The 14,190-nt window shown below is 58.5% G+C and carries 17 protein-coding genes and 1 tRNA gene; 13 read left to right on the forward strand and 5 right to left on the reverse strand.

The window, feature by feature from the left end:
• Nucleotides 1-3: 3 nt before the first annotated feature.
• The 4 genes from ACR0FB_RS01095 to ACR0FB_RS01110 form a co-directional block, all read right to left on the reverse strand.
• Nucleotides 4-879 (reverse strand): branched-chain amino acid ABC transporter permease, encoded by an 876-nt coding sequence (locus ACR0FB_RS01095; RefSeq protein ID WP_171168199.1) that lies wholly within the window; start codon nucleotides 877-879, stop codon nucleotides 4-6.
• A gap of 75 nt (nucleotides 880-954) precedes the next feature.
• Nucleotides 955-1,983 carry an alcohol dehydrogenase catalytic domain-containing protein gene (locus ACR0FB_RS01100; RefSeq protein WP_480490161.1) on the reverse strand — a complete coding sequence of 343 codons (1,029 nt, stop codon included), beginning with the start codon at nucleotides 1,981-1,983 and terminating at the stop codon, nucleotides 955-957.
• Between the two features lie 201 nt (nucleotides 1,984-2,184).
• A complete protein-coding gene (locus ACR0FB_RS01105; protein WP_480619373.1) occupies nucleotides 2,185-2,742 on the reverse strand; it encodes a hypothetical protein in 558 nt (185 codons plus the stop codon).
• A gap of 259 nt (nucleotides 2,743-3,001) precedes the next feature.
• Nucleotides 3,002-3,091: transfer RNA gene (locus ACR0FB_RS01110), tRNA-Ser, on the reverse strand.
• A gap of 123 nt (nucleotides 3,092-3,214) precedes the next feature.
• Here ACR0FB_RS01110 and ACR0FB_RS01115 point away from each other — a divergent pair.
• The 9 genes from ACR0FB_RS01115 (at nucleotide 3,215) to ACR0FB_RS01155 (ending at nucleotide 10,668) form a co-directional block, all read left to right on the forward strand.
• Nucleotides 3,215-4,057 (forward strand): DUF2059 domain-containing protein, encoded by an 843-nt coding sequence (locus tag ACR0FB_RS01115; protein ID WP_480619375.1) that lies wholly within the window; start codon nucleotides 3,215-3,217, stop codon nucleotides 4,055-4,057.
• The gene (locus ACR0FB_RS01120) at nucleotides 4,057-4,857 is read left to right on the forward strand and encodes a DUF2059 domain-containing protein (RefSeq protein ID WP_171723293.1); all 801 of its coding nucleotides are present in this window, start codon (nucleotides 4,057-4,059) and stop codon (nucleotides 4,855-4,857) included. Before ACR0FB_RS01115 ends, ACR0FB_RS01120 begins: the two co-directional genes overlap by 1 nt.
• 219 nt (nucleotides 4,858-5,076) lie before the next feature.
• On the forward strand, nucleotides 5,077-5,688 hold the full coding sequence (locus ACR0FB_RS01125; RefSeq protein ID WP_171632514.1) for a 50S ribosomal protein L21: 612 nt from the start codon (nucleotides 5,077-5,079) through the stop codon (nucleotides 5,686-5,688).
• 11 nt (nucleotides 5,689-5,699) lie between these two features.
• Complete coding sequence (gene rpmA, locus ACR0FB_RS01130) at nucleotides 5,700-5,969, forward strand: 50S ribosomal protein L27 (protein WP_058271644.1); 270 nt, start codon at nucleotides 5,700-5,702, stop codon at nucleotides 5,967-5,969.
• Nucleotides 5,970-6,064: 95 nt separating this feature from the next.
• Complete coding sequence (locus ACR0FB_RS01135) at nucleotides 6,065-6,673, forward strand: LysE family translocator (RefSeq protein ID WP_480487545.1); 609 nt, start codon at nucleotides 6,065-6,067, stop codon at nucleotides 6,671-6,673.
• Nucleotides 6,670-7,206, forward strand: a complete 537-nt coding sequence (locus tag ACR0FB_RS01140) for a GNAT family N-acetyltransferase (RefSeq protein ID WP_152457964.1) — start codon at nucleotides 6,670-6,672, stop codon at nucleotides 7,204-7,206. The genes ACR0FB_RS01135 and ACR0FB_RS01140 overlap by 4 nt, the downstream gene beginning before the upstream one ends.
• Nucleotides 7,207-7,244: 38 nt before the next feature.
• Entirely contained in the window at nucleotides 7,245-8,279 is a 1,035-nt protein-coding gene (obgE, locus tag ACR0FB_RS01145; protein WP_480619378.1) for a GTPase ObgE, read from the forward strand.
• A complete protein-coding gene (proB, locus tag ACR0FB_RS01150; protein WP_171632507.1) occupies nucleotides 8,267-9,373 on the forward strand; it encodes a glutamate 5-kinase in 1,107 nt (368 codons plus the stop codon). Before obgE ends, proB begins: the two co-directional genes overlap by 13 nt.
• A 32-nt stretch (nucleotides 9,374-9,405) precedes the next feature.
• A complete protein-coding gene (locus ACR0FB_RS01155) occupies nucleotides 9,406-10,668 on the forward strand; it encodes a glutamate-5-semialdehyde dehydrogenase (RefSeq protein WP_480619380.1) in 1,263 nt (420 codons plus the stop codon).
• Here the strand turns inward: ACR0FB_RS01155 and ACR0FB_RS01160 are convergent.
• The gene (locus ACR0FB_RS01160) at nucleotides 10,665-11,261 is read right to left on the reverse strand and encodes a histidine phosphotransferase family protein (RefSeq protein WP_480487550.1); all 597 of its coding nucleotides are present in this window, start codon (nucleotides 11,259-11,261) and stop codon (nucleotides 10,665-10,667) included. The two genes, ACR0FB_RS01155 and ACR0FB_RS01160, sit on opposite strands and share 4 nt — an antisense overlap.
• Before the next feature lie 43 nt (nucleotides 11,262-11,304).
• Here ACR0FB_RS01160 and ACR0FB_RS01165 point away from each other — a divergent pair, with 43 nt between their 5' ends.
• From ACR0FB_RS01165 to rpsB, 4 genes are all read left to right on the forward strand, one after another.
• A complete protein-coding gene (locus tag ACR0FB_RS01165) occupies nucleotides 11,305-11,487 on the forward strand; it encodes a DUF3553 domain-containing protein (protein ID WP_050602459.1) in 183 nt (60 codons plus the stop codon).
• Nucleotides 11,488-11,595: 108 nt separating this feature from the next.
• The gene (gene olsB, locus ACR0FB_RS01170; protein ID WP_171632503.1) at nucleotides 11,596-12,351 is read left to right on the forward strand and encodes an L-ornithine N(alpha)-acyltransferase; all 756 of its coding nucleotides are present in this window, start codon (nucleotides 11,596-11,598) and stop codon (nucleotides 12,349-12,351) included.
• On the forward strand, nucleotides 12,338-13,192 hold the full coding sequence (olsA, locus tag ACR0FB_RS01175; RefSeq protein WP_480619382.1) for a lyso-ornithine lipid O-acyltransferase: 855 nt from the start codon (nucleotides 12,338-12,340) through the stop codon (nucleotides 13,190-13,192). The genes olsB and olsA overlap by 14 nt, the downstream gene beginning before the upstream one ends.
• A 166-nt stretch (nucleotides 13,193-13,358) precedes the next feature.
• Complete coding sequence (gene rpsB / locus ACR0FB_RS01180; protein WP_171723284.1) at nucleotides 13,359-14,162, forward strand: 30S ribosomal protein S2; 804 nt, start codon at nucleotides 13,359-13,361, stop codon at nucleotides 14,160-14,162.
• The last annotated feature ends 28 nt before the right edge of the window (nucleotides 14,163-14,190 follow it).

Consider the following 14,190-nt stretch of genomic DNA (forward strand, 5'->3'; position numbering starts at 1 on the left):
GGCTCAGACCTTTTTGACCCGAACCTGACTGAACAACCCGTTGGGGCGAAAGATCAGCACGGCCAGCAGCAGGGCGTATGGCGCGATCTGGCTGTAACCCGCCGCTATATAGCGGCTGGCGAAGGGCTCGATCACCCCGACGACAAGACCACCGGCCAGCGCCCCGGGCAGGCTTCCGAACCCGCCGATGACGGCGGCGGCAAATGCCTTGATTCCCAGCAATCCCGTTGTCGGATCCACGGCGCCCTTGGCGGCGAACAGAATTCCTGCAATCCCCGCAACGATCCCGGCCAGCGCCCAGATGAACCCCTGAACCCGCTTGACAGGCACGCCCATGTAATACGCCGCCAGCTGGTTTTGCGACGCCCCCTGCATCGCCAGCCCGAGTTTGGAACGGTTGAAAAAGACGTAAAGGCCCCATGTCAGCAGGATGGTGACGACGATCACGGCGACATCCTCCAGCCCCAGTACAAGGCCGCCAAAGCGCAGCTCTTTCCCCGCAAGCGGGTTTTGCAGCGTTTGCGGTTCGTGCCCCCAGATCAATCCGGCCACGAAACGGATCACAAAGCCCAGGGCGATGGTCAGGATAACGACGGCGGTCTGACTTTCGCCAAACAGGCGACGGATGATCAGGCGATCCAGAAGATATCCCAATGCCCCCATGATCCCCAGCGAGATCGGCAGGGCCAGCCAGAACGGCAGGCCCATATATTCGGTGTTGGTCAGGCCGATGGTGACAAAGGCCCCCAGCATCATGAAATCGCCCTGTGCGAAGTTCACCGCTTCGGTCGCCTTGTAGATCAGAACAAAGCCAAGCGCGATCAGGCCATAGACACACCCGTTTGCCAGTCCGCTGATCAGCAGCTGCGCGTTATCCAAACTGTCCTCCCTCGACCGGTTTGCCGGTGTCGCGTTCCGCCCGCGCGCATCCTCCGGTGACGCGGGTTTGTTCTACTATGGCGTTATTATCACCTTGCCGTCACTCTTTTTCAGCGCATCAGCCAGGTTTGGCACAAGATTTCTGAGTGTAAGGTGTTCAGAAACATCCGTTTTCCAGCGCCCGTCGGCAAACCGGGCCTGAACTTCGGCCACAACTCGCATCTGATCGGCGGGCGGGGTCGACATCATCCAGCTTGTCAGCCAGAACCCTTCGATCCGCTTTCCCATGAAAATCAACTGCCCTGTCTGAGTCAGTGTCGGCGCCTCGGTAGACAGCTTGCCATAACTGATCCAGCGCGCCCGGTTGGGCATGGCGCAGAACAATTGTTCGGACAATTGGTCCGTCACGGCATCCAGAAAAACGCGCGGTTTCAGCTGCGCGCTCAGATCCGCAAACTTTGCGACAATGTCTTCGTCGGTTGTCACAAGCACTTCGGCCGCGCCAAGGTCTTTCAACATCCCTGCCGTCTCGGCCCGGCGTACCAAAGCGATCGGCTTCAAACCCAGATCCCGACCAAGGCTGCACATCAGCTTGCCCAACTGGCTGGTCGCGGCTGATACCACAAAGGCATCGCCGTCGGCCTTGGCCATATCCACCATAGCCATCGCCGTCATTGGATTGACGATCTGGGCGGCCCCGTCATCGTCCGAGATATCAGGTCGCAGAGGGATGCACATCTGCATCTGTGTGACGACATATTCCGCCCAGGCCCCCGATCCGGCGGCGACGAACGCGACGCGTTGCCCTTGCAAGGCCTCGGCGCCCTTGCCGGCGGACACGACGTCTCCGCATCCTTCAAATCCGGCGGGGGATCCCTTTACCCTCGGCTGCCCGTATTCACCCTTGATGAAATGCAGATCTGACGGATTGACCGAAGCCGCGCGCAAACGGATCAGCACCTGGCCCGGGCCGGGTTCAGGCGTGGGAACTTCGGCTTCTTCCAACCAGTCGGCGGCGGTTTCAATGGCCGGTCCGGTGGCCGTACCGGAATACCCGTCATGCTTAAGGATTGCGGCGAACATAGTCTGGGGCAGGTCGGTCATCGGTTGATCCTCGAATTTGGCTGAATCAAAGCGCGCGCCTTGTCCGAAAAGCCTTCAGACCAGTCGGGCAGGGCGCGGGCATTTTGTCAGGCACAGCCAATCAAAAGCCGCGCAGGAGGTCAATTCAACGACACCGTAACGTAGGGGCAGCGCAGATGCGCCCAGGGGCAAAGGCCGACCCGTGGATCGGCCTTCAACACTTTACTGTTGGGTCAGCAGGTTGGTTAGTTCCTGAATTTTCTGAACAATCGTTTCAGGCGAATCCTTGATATCGTTCACAATCTTGATCGCCTGATCTTTCAGATCGGTGGCCAGAGTGCTGTCCTGAATGGATGTCATAATGCCATCATAGTCGAAGTTGGTCGGGTCCAGCTTGCCTTCCTGAATCCATGAGTTCAGCAACTCCTGCCCTTGACCGGCCAGCGCGGCCACCTGATCGCTGGCCTCCTGAGCCGCATCAGAGGCCTGATCCGCCACCGATGACGCTGCTTCGCTTGCCTGATCTGCAACCGATGACGCGGCTTCTGTCGCTTGGTCCGTCAGCGACGAAGCTGCTTCGGCGACTTGTTCGGTCGCGGCATCGACAGCGTCAGAGGCAGCGTCCTGTACAGATGAAGCTGCGTTGGTCACCGCTTCGGCGGCTTCTTCTGCCGCAGTTTCCAAACGCTCAGCGGGTGTGGGTTCGGGTTGATTGAGGTAATAGTATCCGCCAGCGCCAATTGCGGCTATGACGATGGCAAGAATAAGAGTACGCGACATGTGTGTCTCCTTTGGAAATTGTGTCGCCGGGATGCGCTAAAAATAACTCAGGTACAAAGGGGAATTCCCGATAATTCTCAGCAGAATAGAGTATAAGCCGGGCTATGCTCATTGTCCTTTGAAACGCGGCAAGAACACGCCTGCACAAAGATGAGGCGACCGGTTTTGGCAGCGATCCGCCGGGAATGGCCCGCAGGCGTAACCAATTTTCGGGCGCTTCCTGAGGGCCAAAGGCAGCATTGAGCCAGCATTGGGATAGTGGCGGAGAGACAGGGATTCGAACCCTGGGTGGGCTTGCACCCACAACGGTTTTCGAGACCGCCCCGTTCGACCACTCCGGCACCTCTCCGCGGGGGTCTGTGAGGGGGGGATTTAGTGAGGAACGGGCAGGGGTGCAAGCAGAAAATTCGGGAATTGAAGAAACCCGGGATTTTCCGTTGCCTGCCAGCGCAAAACTCCTAGTCTGATATCTATGATACAGTTTGTACGCCGCTCCGCCTTTTGGTTTCTGGCCCCGCTCTTTGCGCTTGTTCTGATCCCCATGGAACTTTCCGCCGCCAGCCGCGATCGGATAGAGGCCTTTCTGACCACGACCGGGTTTGACGTTGCCCTGGAAAGCATCGCGCTAAGCTCGAGGTCTGCCCCCCAGATGCTGGGGATTGATCCGGATGGATTCGGATCGGATTGGACGCGTCTGGCAGACGAAGTCTTTGACGTCGGCGCCATGCATGAGACCGCGGTTTCCATCCTCGAACAAACCCTGAGTGATGAGGCCCTGACACACGCGGTTGACTTTTATGCGTCGGATCTGGGGCAGCGCCTGGTAGAGGCCGAGAACGTCTCGCATATGCTTGAGGACGATGAAGCTAAGCAGCTGGAAGGCCAAAAAATCATCGCAGACCTGATCAAGGGCGGATCGCAGCGGGTCGAAAGTTTCAAGCGTATGAACAAGGCGATCGATTCGACCGGTACCGCAGTGCGGGCCCTGCAAGAAATTCAGGTGCGTTTTCTTCTGGCAGCCAGCGCATCAGGTGTCATTGACCTGCAACTGGATGCGGATGAATTGCGTGCGCTGATGAAGCGGAACGAAGCCGGTATGCGCCAATCGCTGCAACTGTCCAGCCTTGCGGGGGCAGCCTATACCTATCAGGACTTTTCCGATGCGGATGTCGACTCGTATGTCGAGGCGCTGGAACAACCCCTGATGCAGGAAGTGTATGAACTGCTGAACGCGATCCAATACGAAATCATGGCCATGCGGTTCGAAGTACTTGCGGCCCGAATGGCCGAACTGCATCCCGCGCAGGATATTTGATGCACCGCGTTTTTCTGGCGATTGCGTTTGTTCTGTGGGGCGCTCAATTGCTGGCCGATCAAAAGGTCGACCGGCTGGCGCAGGCCATGCACTTGTCGCATGTGATGGAAATTCTCGTACAGGAAGGTCAGGGTCACCGCGAGGAACTTGACGAAACGCTGTTGGACAATACCGGCGGCGCCTATTTTGAAGCGCAGGTCAAAGATATTTACGACCCGGTCTGGATGCAGGAATTCCTGACGGATGCCTTTGAGGCGGGTCTGTCCGTTGCCCAGCTTGATCAGGCGATCCTGTTTTTCGAAAGCGATCTTGGTCAGACGATCGTGTCGCTGGAAAACTCGGCCCGGCAGGCGATGTCGGACCAGGCCATCGAGGACATGGCCCGCGAAGCTTACGAGTCCGTTGAGCGCGACTCGACCCGTTTCGAGTTGGTCGATGAGTACATCCAGGCGAATGACCTTGTCGAAAAGAACGTTCATGGGGCGCTGAGTTCCGACTTCAGCTTCTTTCAGGGTCTTGATGTCGATGCGCAAGGCGACGATCAGGAATTGCTGGCCGAACTTCTTTCACAGAAAGAAAGCCGCGCAGCAGAAACCGAGGCGTGGCTTTATTCTTTTCTTCTGATGGCCTATCGGCCCTTGGACGAGGCCCAGATGCGCGAGAATATTGCGTTTTCCAGAACCGAAACCGGGCGCGCCCTGAATGAGGCGCTGTTTGACGGCTTTGACCGGATGTTCAACGATATCTCTTTCCGATTGGGGCGGACGGTCGCACAGACACTCAGGGCGTCTGATCTCTGACGACGCTTTGGTGTTGACTTTTCCCGGCGATCTATGGATAAGCGCGCATCCCGGCCGGTTTTCCGTGCCGGGTATCGTTATTATTTGACCCTTGGGATGTCCTGATGGTCATTCACACAGCCCGAAAAGGGCGCGCTGTTCGAGGTGGCTTTCAAGTGTCTTGGGGCCGAAAACTCCCGGAAGGGGACCACAGAACGCGGTTAGACAAAGGAAAGACGCATGTTTGCGGTCCTCAAGACTGGCGGCAAGCAGTACAAGGTTCAGGCGGGTGATATCCTCCGCGTTGAAAAGCTGGCTGCCGACGCAGGTGAAAAAGTTCAATTCAACGATGTTCTGATGCTGGGCGGTGACGCTCCGGTTGTTGGCGCACCTTTCGTTGAAGGCGCAGGCGTACAGGCCGAAGTGATCGAACAGATCAAAGGTGACAAGGTCATCAAGTTCGTCAAGCGCCGTCGTAAGCACAGCTCGAAGCGTACCGTTGGCCACCGTCAGAAGCTGACTCTGGTCAAGATCACCGACATCCTGTCGTCGGGCGCTGACAAGTCGGGCATCAAGGCTGCAACCGGTTCGGCTCCGGCTGGCGAAGCGGCACCTGCTGCTAAGCCTGCCAAGAAAGCTGCAGCCAAAGCAGAGGCACCCGCCGCTGCTGCCGCTGACGATCTGACCAAGCTGAACGGTGTCGGCCCTGCCGCTGCCAAAAAGCTGGTTGAAGCCGGTATCGAGAGCTTTGCCGCTCTGGCCGCCTTGTCGGACGAGCAGATTGCTGCTATCGAAACGGTCAAAGTGAAACCCGAATGGGTTGAGCAGGCCAAAGAGCTGGCCAAAGGCTAAGGAGAGAGAGAATGGCACATAAAAAAGCTGGCGGTTCCTCCCGTAACGGTCGCGACTCAGCGGGTCGCCGCCTTGGCGTCAAACTGTATGGTGGCCAGGCCGCCATTTCAGGCAACATCATCGTGCGTCAGCGCGGCACCAAGTTTTGGCCGGGCGAAGGCGTAGGCATGGGCAAAGATCACACCATCTTTGCAACTGTGGATGGCGCCGTGAAGTTCCACAAGGGACTGAAAAACCGCACCTTTATTTCGGTCCTGCCAGTGGCGGAGGCCGCAGAGTAAGCCGAAACCCAGAAGGTTTAAGAAAAATTCATGGGGGACCGGCACAAAGTGCCGGTCCCTTTTTCGTTTTAACGCAGACGTGATCAAACAAACCGATGACAGTCGCAATCACCAGTTTCCTGATCTTTGCCGCCAGCCAGGTCGGCACGCCGGGACCGGCCAACATGGTCCTGCTGGGTACTGGTGCGCGTTTTGGATTTCGCGCCGCGTTGCCTTTTGTCGGGGGTGTTATCCTTGGGAAGCAGTTGATCATTTGGCCGGTCGGCATTGGATTGCTGCATCTCGCGGATCTGGCACCCGCGGTGTTTACGGTGCTTAAATACGCGTCAGCGGCCTATATTTTTTGGCTGGCGTGGAAGATCGCCAACACGCGCTTGTCGCGACAACAGGCTGAAGGGAACGCCCCCGGCTTTCTGGCCGGACTGATTGTTCATCCGCTCAACCCCAAGGCCTGGGCCATGATCATTGCCGGGTTCACCGGGTTCGTGGCTGCGGGCGCCCCCAGTTTCGAAGCGACGTTTACGATTGCTCTGTGTTTGTTGTTTTGCCAGGTGATCCTTCATCCGATCTGGACTTTTGCGGGCGATAGAATTGCCCATGCGGTTGAAGGACGACCCGTTGAAAAATATCTGATGTGGACGTTGGCAGGCCTTACGGTTGCGTCCGTACTTTTCGTGTTGTTCGGAGGAGGAACACACTCATGAAACTTGAAACAATAATAAATCAGCCGGTCATAGAAACCGAGCGGTTCGATCTGCGCCCTCTGCGTCGGTCGGATATGGGGCTGATCGAGCACTATGCCGGCGATGAGCGTGTGGCACGCATGACGACGAGTATCGCACATCCTTTGGCCCCCGGCTCGACCGAGGCCTTTGTGACGCGCTCGATGGCCGAGGACCGGGATGAGGACGTCTGGGTCATGGATGCCACCAAGGACGGCGGTCCGGAACTGATTGGTCTGATCACGCTGAAGCGGCTGGATCGGAACCAGTCCGAAGTCGGCTATTGGGTGGCGCCGATCTACTGGAACACTGGCATTGCGTCGATGGCTGTCGAAGCACTGGTAAATGCCAACCCGCTGAAAAACGCGACGATGTTTGCCAGCGTGTTTCAAGACAATCCGGCGTCGGCCCGGGTCCTGACTCATTGCGGGTTCCAGTATCTTGGCGATGCAGAAAGCTATTCGGTGGCGCGTGATGCGAATGTGCCCACCTGGACATACAGTAAAAAACTCTGACTTGTGGCCGATGGGGCCTTTGCAGTAGGGGACAGACCATGAAATTTCTCGATCTTGCAAAGGTCTACATCCGGTCCGGGGCCGGCGGTAGCGGCTGCGTCAGCTTCCGACGCGAAAAATACATCGAATACGGCGGCCCTGATGGCGGGGACGGCGGTAAGGGCGGTTCTGTCTGGGCCGAGGTCGTGGACGGGCTGAACACCCTGATCGACTTCCGGTATCAGCAGCATTTCTTTGCCAAGAACGGCCAGCCGGGCAGGGGGCAGCAACGTACCGGCAAGGATGGCGATGACATTGTCCTGCGTGTACCTGTCGGCACCGAGATCCTGGATGAGGATGAAGAAACCGTCATCTGCGATCTGACCGAGGTGGGACAGCGCGTTCTACTGGCGAAAGGGGGCAACGGCGGTTTCGGCAATCTGCACTTCAAATCGGCCACCAACCAGGCCCCCCGGCGTGCAAATCCGGGGCAGGCGGGCATTGACCGCACGATCTGGCTGCGTCTGAAGCTGATCGCCGATGTGGGCCTGCTGGGCATGCCGAATGCAGGCAAATCGACCTTTCTTGCATCCACGTCAAACGCGCGGCCCAAGATCGCGGATTATCCGTTTACCACGCTGCACCCAAATCTGGGTGTCGTGGGGGTCGACAACGTGGAATTCGTGGTGGCTGACATCCCCGGCCTGATCGAAGGCGCGCATGAAGGACGCGGGATAGGCGACCGCTTTCTTGGTCATGTTGAGCGCTGCGCCGTGCTGCTGCATCTTGTCGATGGTACCTCGGAAACGGTTGCCGATGATTACCGCACAATTATCCACGAGCTTGAGGCCTATGGTGGCGAACTGGCCCAGAAACCCCGGATCACCGTCCTGAACAAGGTCGATGCACTGGATGACGAAGAACGTGATTTGGCCAAAGCCGAGCTTGAAGAGGCCGTTGGCGGCCCTGTGATGATGATGTCCGGTGTTGCTCATCAAGGTGTAACCGAGGTTTTGCGTGCGTTGCGCGGCCAGATCGATGACAATCGTGTTCGTCAGAAACCCGCTGAGGAGACGCAGCCTTGGCAACCCTGACTTCAGCCCGCCGATTGGTTGTCAAAATCGGGTCGGCTTTGCTTGTTGATCGCGAAACCGGCCTGTTGCGTAAGGAATGGTTGTTTTCGTTGGCGCAGGATGTCGCATGGCTCAAGGGGCAGGGGATAGATGTAATCCTCGTCTCGTCCGGGTCGATTGCACTGGGCCGCGGCGTTTTGGGGCTGTCCATGGCGACATTGCCTTTGGAAAAGTCGCAAGCCGCCGCTGCCGTCGGGCAAATTCGTCTGGCGCGCGCATATGAAGAGGCGTTGACGCCTCATGGGATCACCACGGCGCAGGTTTTGGTGACATTGGAGGACAGCGAGGATCGCCGCCGCTATCTGAATTCACGCGCGACCCTGGAAACTCTGCTGGGTTTGGGTGTCGTGCCGATCGTCAACGAAAACGATACCGTGGCAACGGATGAGATCCGGTATGGCGACAATGATCGTCTGGCCGCGCAAATCGCGGTGACCGTGGGGGCGGACCAGTTGATCCTGCTGTCGGATGTCGATGGTTTCTATTCGGGCAACCCCAACGAGGACGCCTCGGCCACGCGTTTCGAAACAATCGACAAGATCACGCCCGAGATCGAAGCCATGGCGGGCGATGCGGGCTCTGGCTTGTCAAAGGGCGGAATGAAGACAAAGCTGCTGGCCGCCAAGATGGCCACCGCGGGCGGATGTGCGATGGCGATCACGGAAGGGTCGGTTCTGAACCCTCTGAAAACGCTGGAAAATGGCGCAAACTGTACGTGGTTTACCGCAACGCTGGATCCGCACGCTGCGCGCAAGCGTTGGATTTCAGCCATGAAACCGCGTGGCGAAATCACCATCGATGAAGGGGCTGCCAACGCCCTGGCAAATGGCAAAAGCCTGTTGCCCGCGGGTATTGTCGAAGTGACCGGCGATTTCGGGCGCGGCGACCCTGTCGCGATCCTTGACCCCAAAGCCCGCCGGCTGGCGCAGGGGATCAGCCGTTACACCGCGCAGGAGGCTGACGCGATCAAGGGGCGCAAGTCGTCCGAGATCGAGGCGACCCTTGGATATCCCGGCCGTGCGGCCTTGATTCACCGGGATGATCTGGCCCTGTAAATACTGAAAAGACGACCTGAAAGGCACGCGACATGAAAGATTTCGACAGCATTCCCGCTCTGATGGCTGATCTTGGGAAACGTGCCAAAGCGGCATCGCGCGATCTGGCTTTTGCGAGCCCAGAACGCAAACATGCCGCCCTGATTGCAGCGGCCGACGCGGTTTGGGCCAATCGGGCGCAGATCATCGAAGCCAACCGGAAGGATCTGGAGTTCGGCCGAGAAAAAGGTCTGAGCCCGGCGATGATGGATCGGCTGATTCTGGATGAGGCGCGTGTTCAGGGCATAGTCGATGGTCTGCGCGCGGTGGCTGAACAGACCGATCCGGTGGGCGAAGTGCTGGCCGAATGGGACCGCCCGACCGGATTGAAAATCCAACGCGTACGCACCCCGTTGGGTGTGATCGGCGTGATCTATGAAAGCCGCCCCAATGTCACGGCCGACGCAGGTGCGCTGTGTCTGAAATCCGGAAATGCCGTCATTCTGCGCGGCGGCTCCGAGAGCTTTCATTCTTCGACTGCTATTCATGCCTGCCTGGTCGAGGGGCTGAAGGCCGCCGATCTGCCGGAAGATGCGATTCAACTGGTGCCGACGCGTGACCGTGCGGCGGTTCAGGAATTGCTGATCATGACCGACTATGTCGACGTCATCGTTCCGCGCGGCGGCAAGGGGTTGGTCGGGCTGGTCCAGCGTGAGGCCCGTGTGCCTGTTTTTGCCCATCTTGAAGGCATCGTGCACATCTATGTCGACAAGGCCGCTGATCCGCAGAAAACGCTGGACGTGGTGTTGAATGCCAAGACGCGCCGTACCGGGATTTGCGGCGCTGCCGAATGCCTGCTGATCCATCAGGACATCGCCGAAACGCTGGGGCGTGACGTGATCGCCGCGCTGCTGAAAGCAGGGGTCGAGGTACACGCCGAAGGCGCACTTGCGGTCGAGGGTACAATTCCCGCGACGGCGGAGGATTGGGGAAAAGAGTTTCTGGACAGCGTGATCGCGGCCAAGCCCGTCGTCGATATCGACGCCGCCATCGCGCATATCCAACATTACGGGTCGAACCATACCGACTGTATCATGACCGAGGATGACAGGGCCGCGGCCCGTTTCTTTGAGCGCTTGGATAGCGCGATTCTGATGCACAACGCTTCGACTCAGTTCGCCGATGGTGGTGAATTCGGGATGGGCGCCGAGATCGGTATCGCCACGGGCAAAATGCATGCCCGCGGCCCGGTGGGGGCCGCCCAGTTGACCAGTTTCAAATATCTGGTGCGCGGGAACGGAACGATTCGGGATTAAAAACGCAGCACAAGGCGGGTCGCAGCGGTTTCCACGGAAACGCGCCGACCCATCGCGTTTGCCGTTTCCGGCAGCAGAGCGAACTGGACCTGTGCGGGGGTAATCTTGTTGGGGAACCGGCCGGTTGCAACGTGTTTCCATAAGGTATTGTCTACGTTCAACTTGTCGGCAGTTCCGGTCACTGTCCAATTGGCGCCTTGGTTCTCGATCTCAACCTCTCCGCCCATCGGCATGGCACTTTCGCAGCACATGAGCGCAAGGAACGCCAGCTTGATTTGGTTGCGCGGCATGGGCTCGGTCATAAACCAGTTTACCCGCACCCGTCCGGTGCGTTCGATGTCCTTGAGCAGTTCGGCCACTTCGGCGCGGCCCAGCGGCTGTTCTCCTGCTGATCCGAAGGCAACCCGAAAAAACCGGATACGCGCGCCCGCACTGCCGACGCTGCCCGAGATCAACTCCATCTCGGGGCCCTGGACAGCACCAACCATGTCCAACAGCTCCAGCCCGTTGGTGATCGCCCCGATCGGGCTGATCAGATCGTGGCAGATCCGTGAGCCGATCAATTCAGCCAGGTTGACGTTCGTGTTGCCCATGCATACCTCCTGCGGTATCTGCCGCAGGAACCGGAAGCCCCAAATGACAGACATGAATGCTATTCTTGCACCGGGCATGTTTGTTCGCCACCCGGATTTCCCCGAATGGGGTGTCGGACAGGTTCAGTCCAACATCGCAGGCAAGATCACCGTAAACTTTCGCGAGCAGGGGAAAGTGGTAATCGACGGAACACGCATCGCCCTGATGCCGGTCTTTGATCCGTGAAACTGGTTTAAGAAGAGTTAACGGAAAAGACCAGATTCCCACTTGTTGCCTTCCCCCGAAGAACTGAGGTATCAGCCGCGTTGATAAAACAGGATTGATAAGTCTGACATGCCGGACGCTGGCCCCTCGTTCACGATCAAACTGGCGGAAACCCAGGACGAACTGCGCGCAGCGCAGCGGTTGCGTTATGACGTATTTGTGCGCGAACTCGGCGGAGGAGGGGCGCTGGTCGATCATGTGGCCGGGCTGGAACGGGACCGGTTTGATCCCTATTTCGATCACATGCTGGCCCGTGATGATGCGACCGGAGAAGTTGTCGGCGTTTACAGGCTGTTACCGGGGGATCGCGCCGCTGAGTTGGGGCAGTTTTATTCCGAAGACGAATACGATCTGAGCATTCTCAAGCAAAGTGGCCGCAAGTTGCTGGAACTGGGCCGGTCGTGCCTGCACAGGGACTACCGGGGCGGTACGGCCATGTATCATCTCTGGAATGGTCTCTCTCGCTATGTGGCCGAACGCCAGATCGAAGTTCTGTTCGGCGTCGCCAGCTTTCACGGCACGGATGTTCAGGAACTGGCCCAGCCGCTGTCGATGCTGCATCACAATCATCTGGCGCCGCCAGACCTGCGGGTGCGCGCCCAGCCGAGCGTGTTTCAGACCATGGATATTGTCGCACCGGACGCGCTGGATCGTCGCCGTGCCATGGTGCAGGTTCCAGCCCTGATCAAAGCCTATCTGAGGCTTGGCGGGTTTGTGGGTGAGGGGGCGTTCATCGATCATTCCTTCAACACCACCGATGTGTGCCTGATCCTGGATACGAGCCGTATGAACGAGCGGCAGAAGCGCATCTATGGCGGAGCTTGATCCGGTGAATGATCCGCTTTGGAACAGTGAGGATGCGCCGGATCCGATCGAACTGGGTTTTGTCGGTTGGATTCTGGTGATCCTGAGGGGCTTGCCCTTGGCCATCCTTGTGTTCGGTGGGCTGATTGTTCTATTGGCCATTCGACTGATCGAGTTGCCACTTTGTGGTGTTCGTCGTCCCGTCACACCGTTCATCAGCCAGTTCGTGTGCCGAAACGCGTTCCGAATCCTAGGAATCGGATTTCGTTGCTCGGGCGCGTTGATGAAGGAACACGGTGCCGTTGTCGCCAATCACACATCCTGGCTGGATATCTTTGCCCTGAACGCCCGCAAAAGGGTCTACTTCGTGTCCAAGGCAGAAGTAGCGAACTGGCCGGGTATCGGATGGTTGGCACGGGCCACCGGGACCGTATTCATCGAGAGGGATCGTAAAAAGGCCCGCGAGCAGACGGCGATCTTCGAAGAACGCCTGAAGGCCGGACATAAGCTGTTGTTTTTCCCAGAGGGCACCTCGACCGACGGATTGCGTGTTTTGCCATTTAAAACAACGCTTTTTGCCGCTTTCTTCGCAGACGAGCTGCGGGATTTTATGTATGTTCAACCGGTCTCGGTGGTGTTTCACGCGCCGAAAGGTCAGCCTGACCGGTTCTATGGCTGGTGGGGTGATATGGATTTCGCGCCCCATCTGCTCAAGACATTGGGCGCGCGCAGGCAGGGGTCCGTCGAACTGATCTATCACGCACCCGCCCGGGTCAGGGATTTCGCCAACCGCAAGGAACTGGCGGCCCATTGCGCGGCAGCAGTGCGCCACGCGCATGCATTGGCGCGGCTTGAAAAATAAGGGTTTGACCCTTGCGCTGCCTTCAAACCTGCCGTATACGCGCGCCATTCAAACCCGCAGGCGGGGTTTGGGCCTTGTAGGGGAGACATCCCTATCTGGCCCGCCGGTTGGAGCATTCGCTTCTTTCACCCCCGCCGAGGCGTAAACCGGAAAAGGAAAACATAGCATGGCTCTTCCCGAGTTCACCATGCGTCAGCTGCTGGAAGCTGGCGTACACTTCGGTCACCAGACACAGCGTTGGAATCCCCGCATGGGCCCGTTCATCTACGGCTCGCGCAATGGCATCCACATCATGGACCTGACCCAGACCGTTCCGATGCTGGACCAGGCGCTGCAGGCCGTTCGTGACACCGTTGCCAAAGGCGGCCGCGTTCTGTTCGTTGGCACCAAGCGTCAGGCTGCTGGCCCGATCGCGGAAGCGGCTGAAAAGTCGGCTCAGTACTACATGAACCACCGCTGGCTGGGCGGCACGCTGACCAACTGGAAAACCGTTTCCCAGTCGATCAACCGTCTGAACCAGATCGACGAAGCGATGGAATCGGGCGCCGAAGGCCTGACCAAGAAAGAGCGTCTGGGCATGGAGCGTGACCAGGCCAAGCTGCAGGCTTCGCTGGGCGGTATCCGCGAGATGGGCGGCGTTCCTGACCTGCTGTTCGTTATCGACGTCAAGAAAGAAGCACTGGCCATCGCCGAAGCCAACAAGCTGGGTATCCCGGTTGTGGCTGTGGTTGACACCAACTGCTCGCCCGACGGCGTTGACTACATCATCCCCGGCAACGATGACGCAGCCCGCGCCATCGCGCTGTACTGTGATCTGGCCGCACGTGCCGCTCTGGACGGCATGACCGCTCAGATGGGTGCGGCAGGCGTTGACCTTGGCGCATTCGAAGAAGCACCGGTTGAAGAAGTCGTTGCAGAAGAAGCGCCCGCCGAAGCAGAAGCCGCACCGGAAGCCAAAGCCGAAGCGTAAGCTGCCCGTCACGTAAATGACATATGGG

The organism is Ruegeria sp. P10 (genome assembly GCF_056534925.1).

What these genes read in the sequence shown, in the direction of transcription:
- ACR0FB_RS01100 (WP_480490161.1), bottom strand. Translation starts at nt 1,983, where the DNA reads ATGACCGACCTGCCCCAGACTATGTTCGCCGCAATCCTTAAGCATGAC.
- ACR0FB_RS01105 (WP_480619373.1), bottom strand. Translation starts at nt 2,742, where the DNA reads ATGTCGCGTACTCTTATTCTTGCCATCGTCATAGCCGCAATTGGCGCT.
- ACR0FB_RS01115 (WP_480619375.1), top strand. Translation starts at nt 3,215, where the DNA reads ATGATACAGTTTGTACGCCGCTCCGCCTTTTGGTTTCTGGCCCCGCTC.
- ACR0FB_RS01120 (WP_171723293.1), top strand. Translation starts at nt 4,057, where the DNA reads ATGCACCGCGTTTTTCTGGCGATTGCGTTTGTTCTGTGGGGCGCTCAA.
- ACR0FB_RS01125 (WP_171632514.1), top strand. Translation starts at nt 5,077, where the DNA reads ATGTTTGCGGTCCTCAAGACTGGCGGCAAGCAGTACAAGGTTCAGGCG.
- rpmA (WP_058271644.1), top strand. Translation starts at nt 5,700, where the DNA reads ATGGCACATAAAAAAGCTGGCGGTTCCTCCCGTAACGGTCGCGACTCA.
- ACR0FB_RS01135 (WP_480487545.1), top strand. Translation starts at nt 6,065, where the DNA reads ATGACAGTCGCAATCACCAGTTTCCTGATCTTTGCCGCCAGCCAGGTC.
- ACR0FB_RS01140 (WP_152457964.1), top strand. Translation starts at nt 6,670, where the DNA reads ATGAAACTTGAAACAATAATAAATCAGCCGGTCATAGAAACCGAGCGG.
- obgE (WP_480619378.1), top strand. Translation starts at nt 7,245, where the DNA reads ATGAAATTTCTCGATCTTGCAAAGGTCTACATCCGGTCCGGGGCCGGC.
- ACR0FB_RS01155 (WP_480619380.1), top strand. Translation starts at nt 9,406, where the DNA reads ATGAAAGATTTCGACAGCATTCCCGCTCTGATGGCTGATCTTGGGAAA.
- ACR0FB_RS01160 (WP_480487550.1), bottom strand. Translation starts at nt 11,261, where the DNA reads ATGGGCAACACGAACGTCAACCTGGCTGAATTGATCGGCTCACGGATC.
- ACR0FB_RS01165 (WP_050602459.1), top strand. Translation starts at nt 11,305, where the DNA reads ATGACAGACATGAATGCTATTCTTGCACCGGGCATGTTTGTTCGCCAC.
- olsB (WP_171632503.1), top strand. Translation starts at nt 11,596, where the DNA reads ATGCCGGACGCTGGCCCCTCGTTCACGATCAAACTGGCGGAAACCCAG.
- olsA (WP_480619382.1), top strand. Translation starts at nt 12,338, where the DNA reads ATGGCGGAGCTTGATCCGGTGAATGATCCGCTTTGGAACAGTGAGGAT.
- rpsB (WP_171723284.1), top strand. Translation starts at nt 13,359, where the DNA reads ATGGCTCTTCCCGAGTTCACCATGCGTCAGCTGCTGGAAGCTGGCGTA.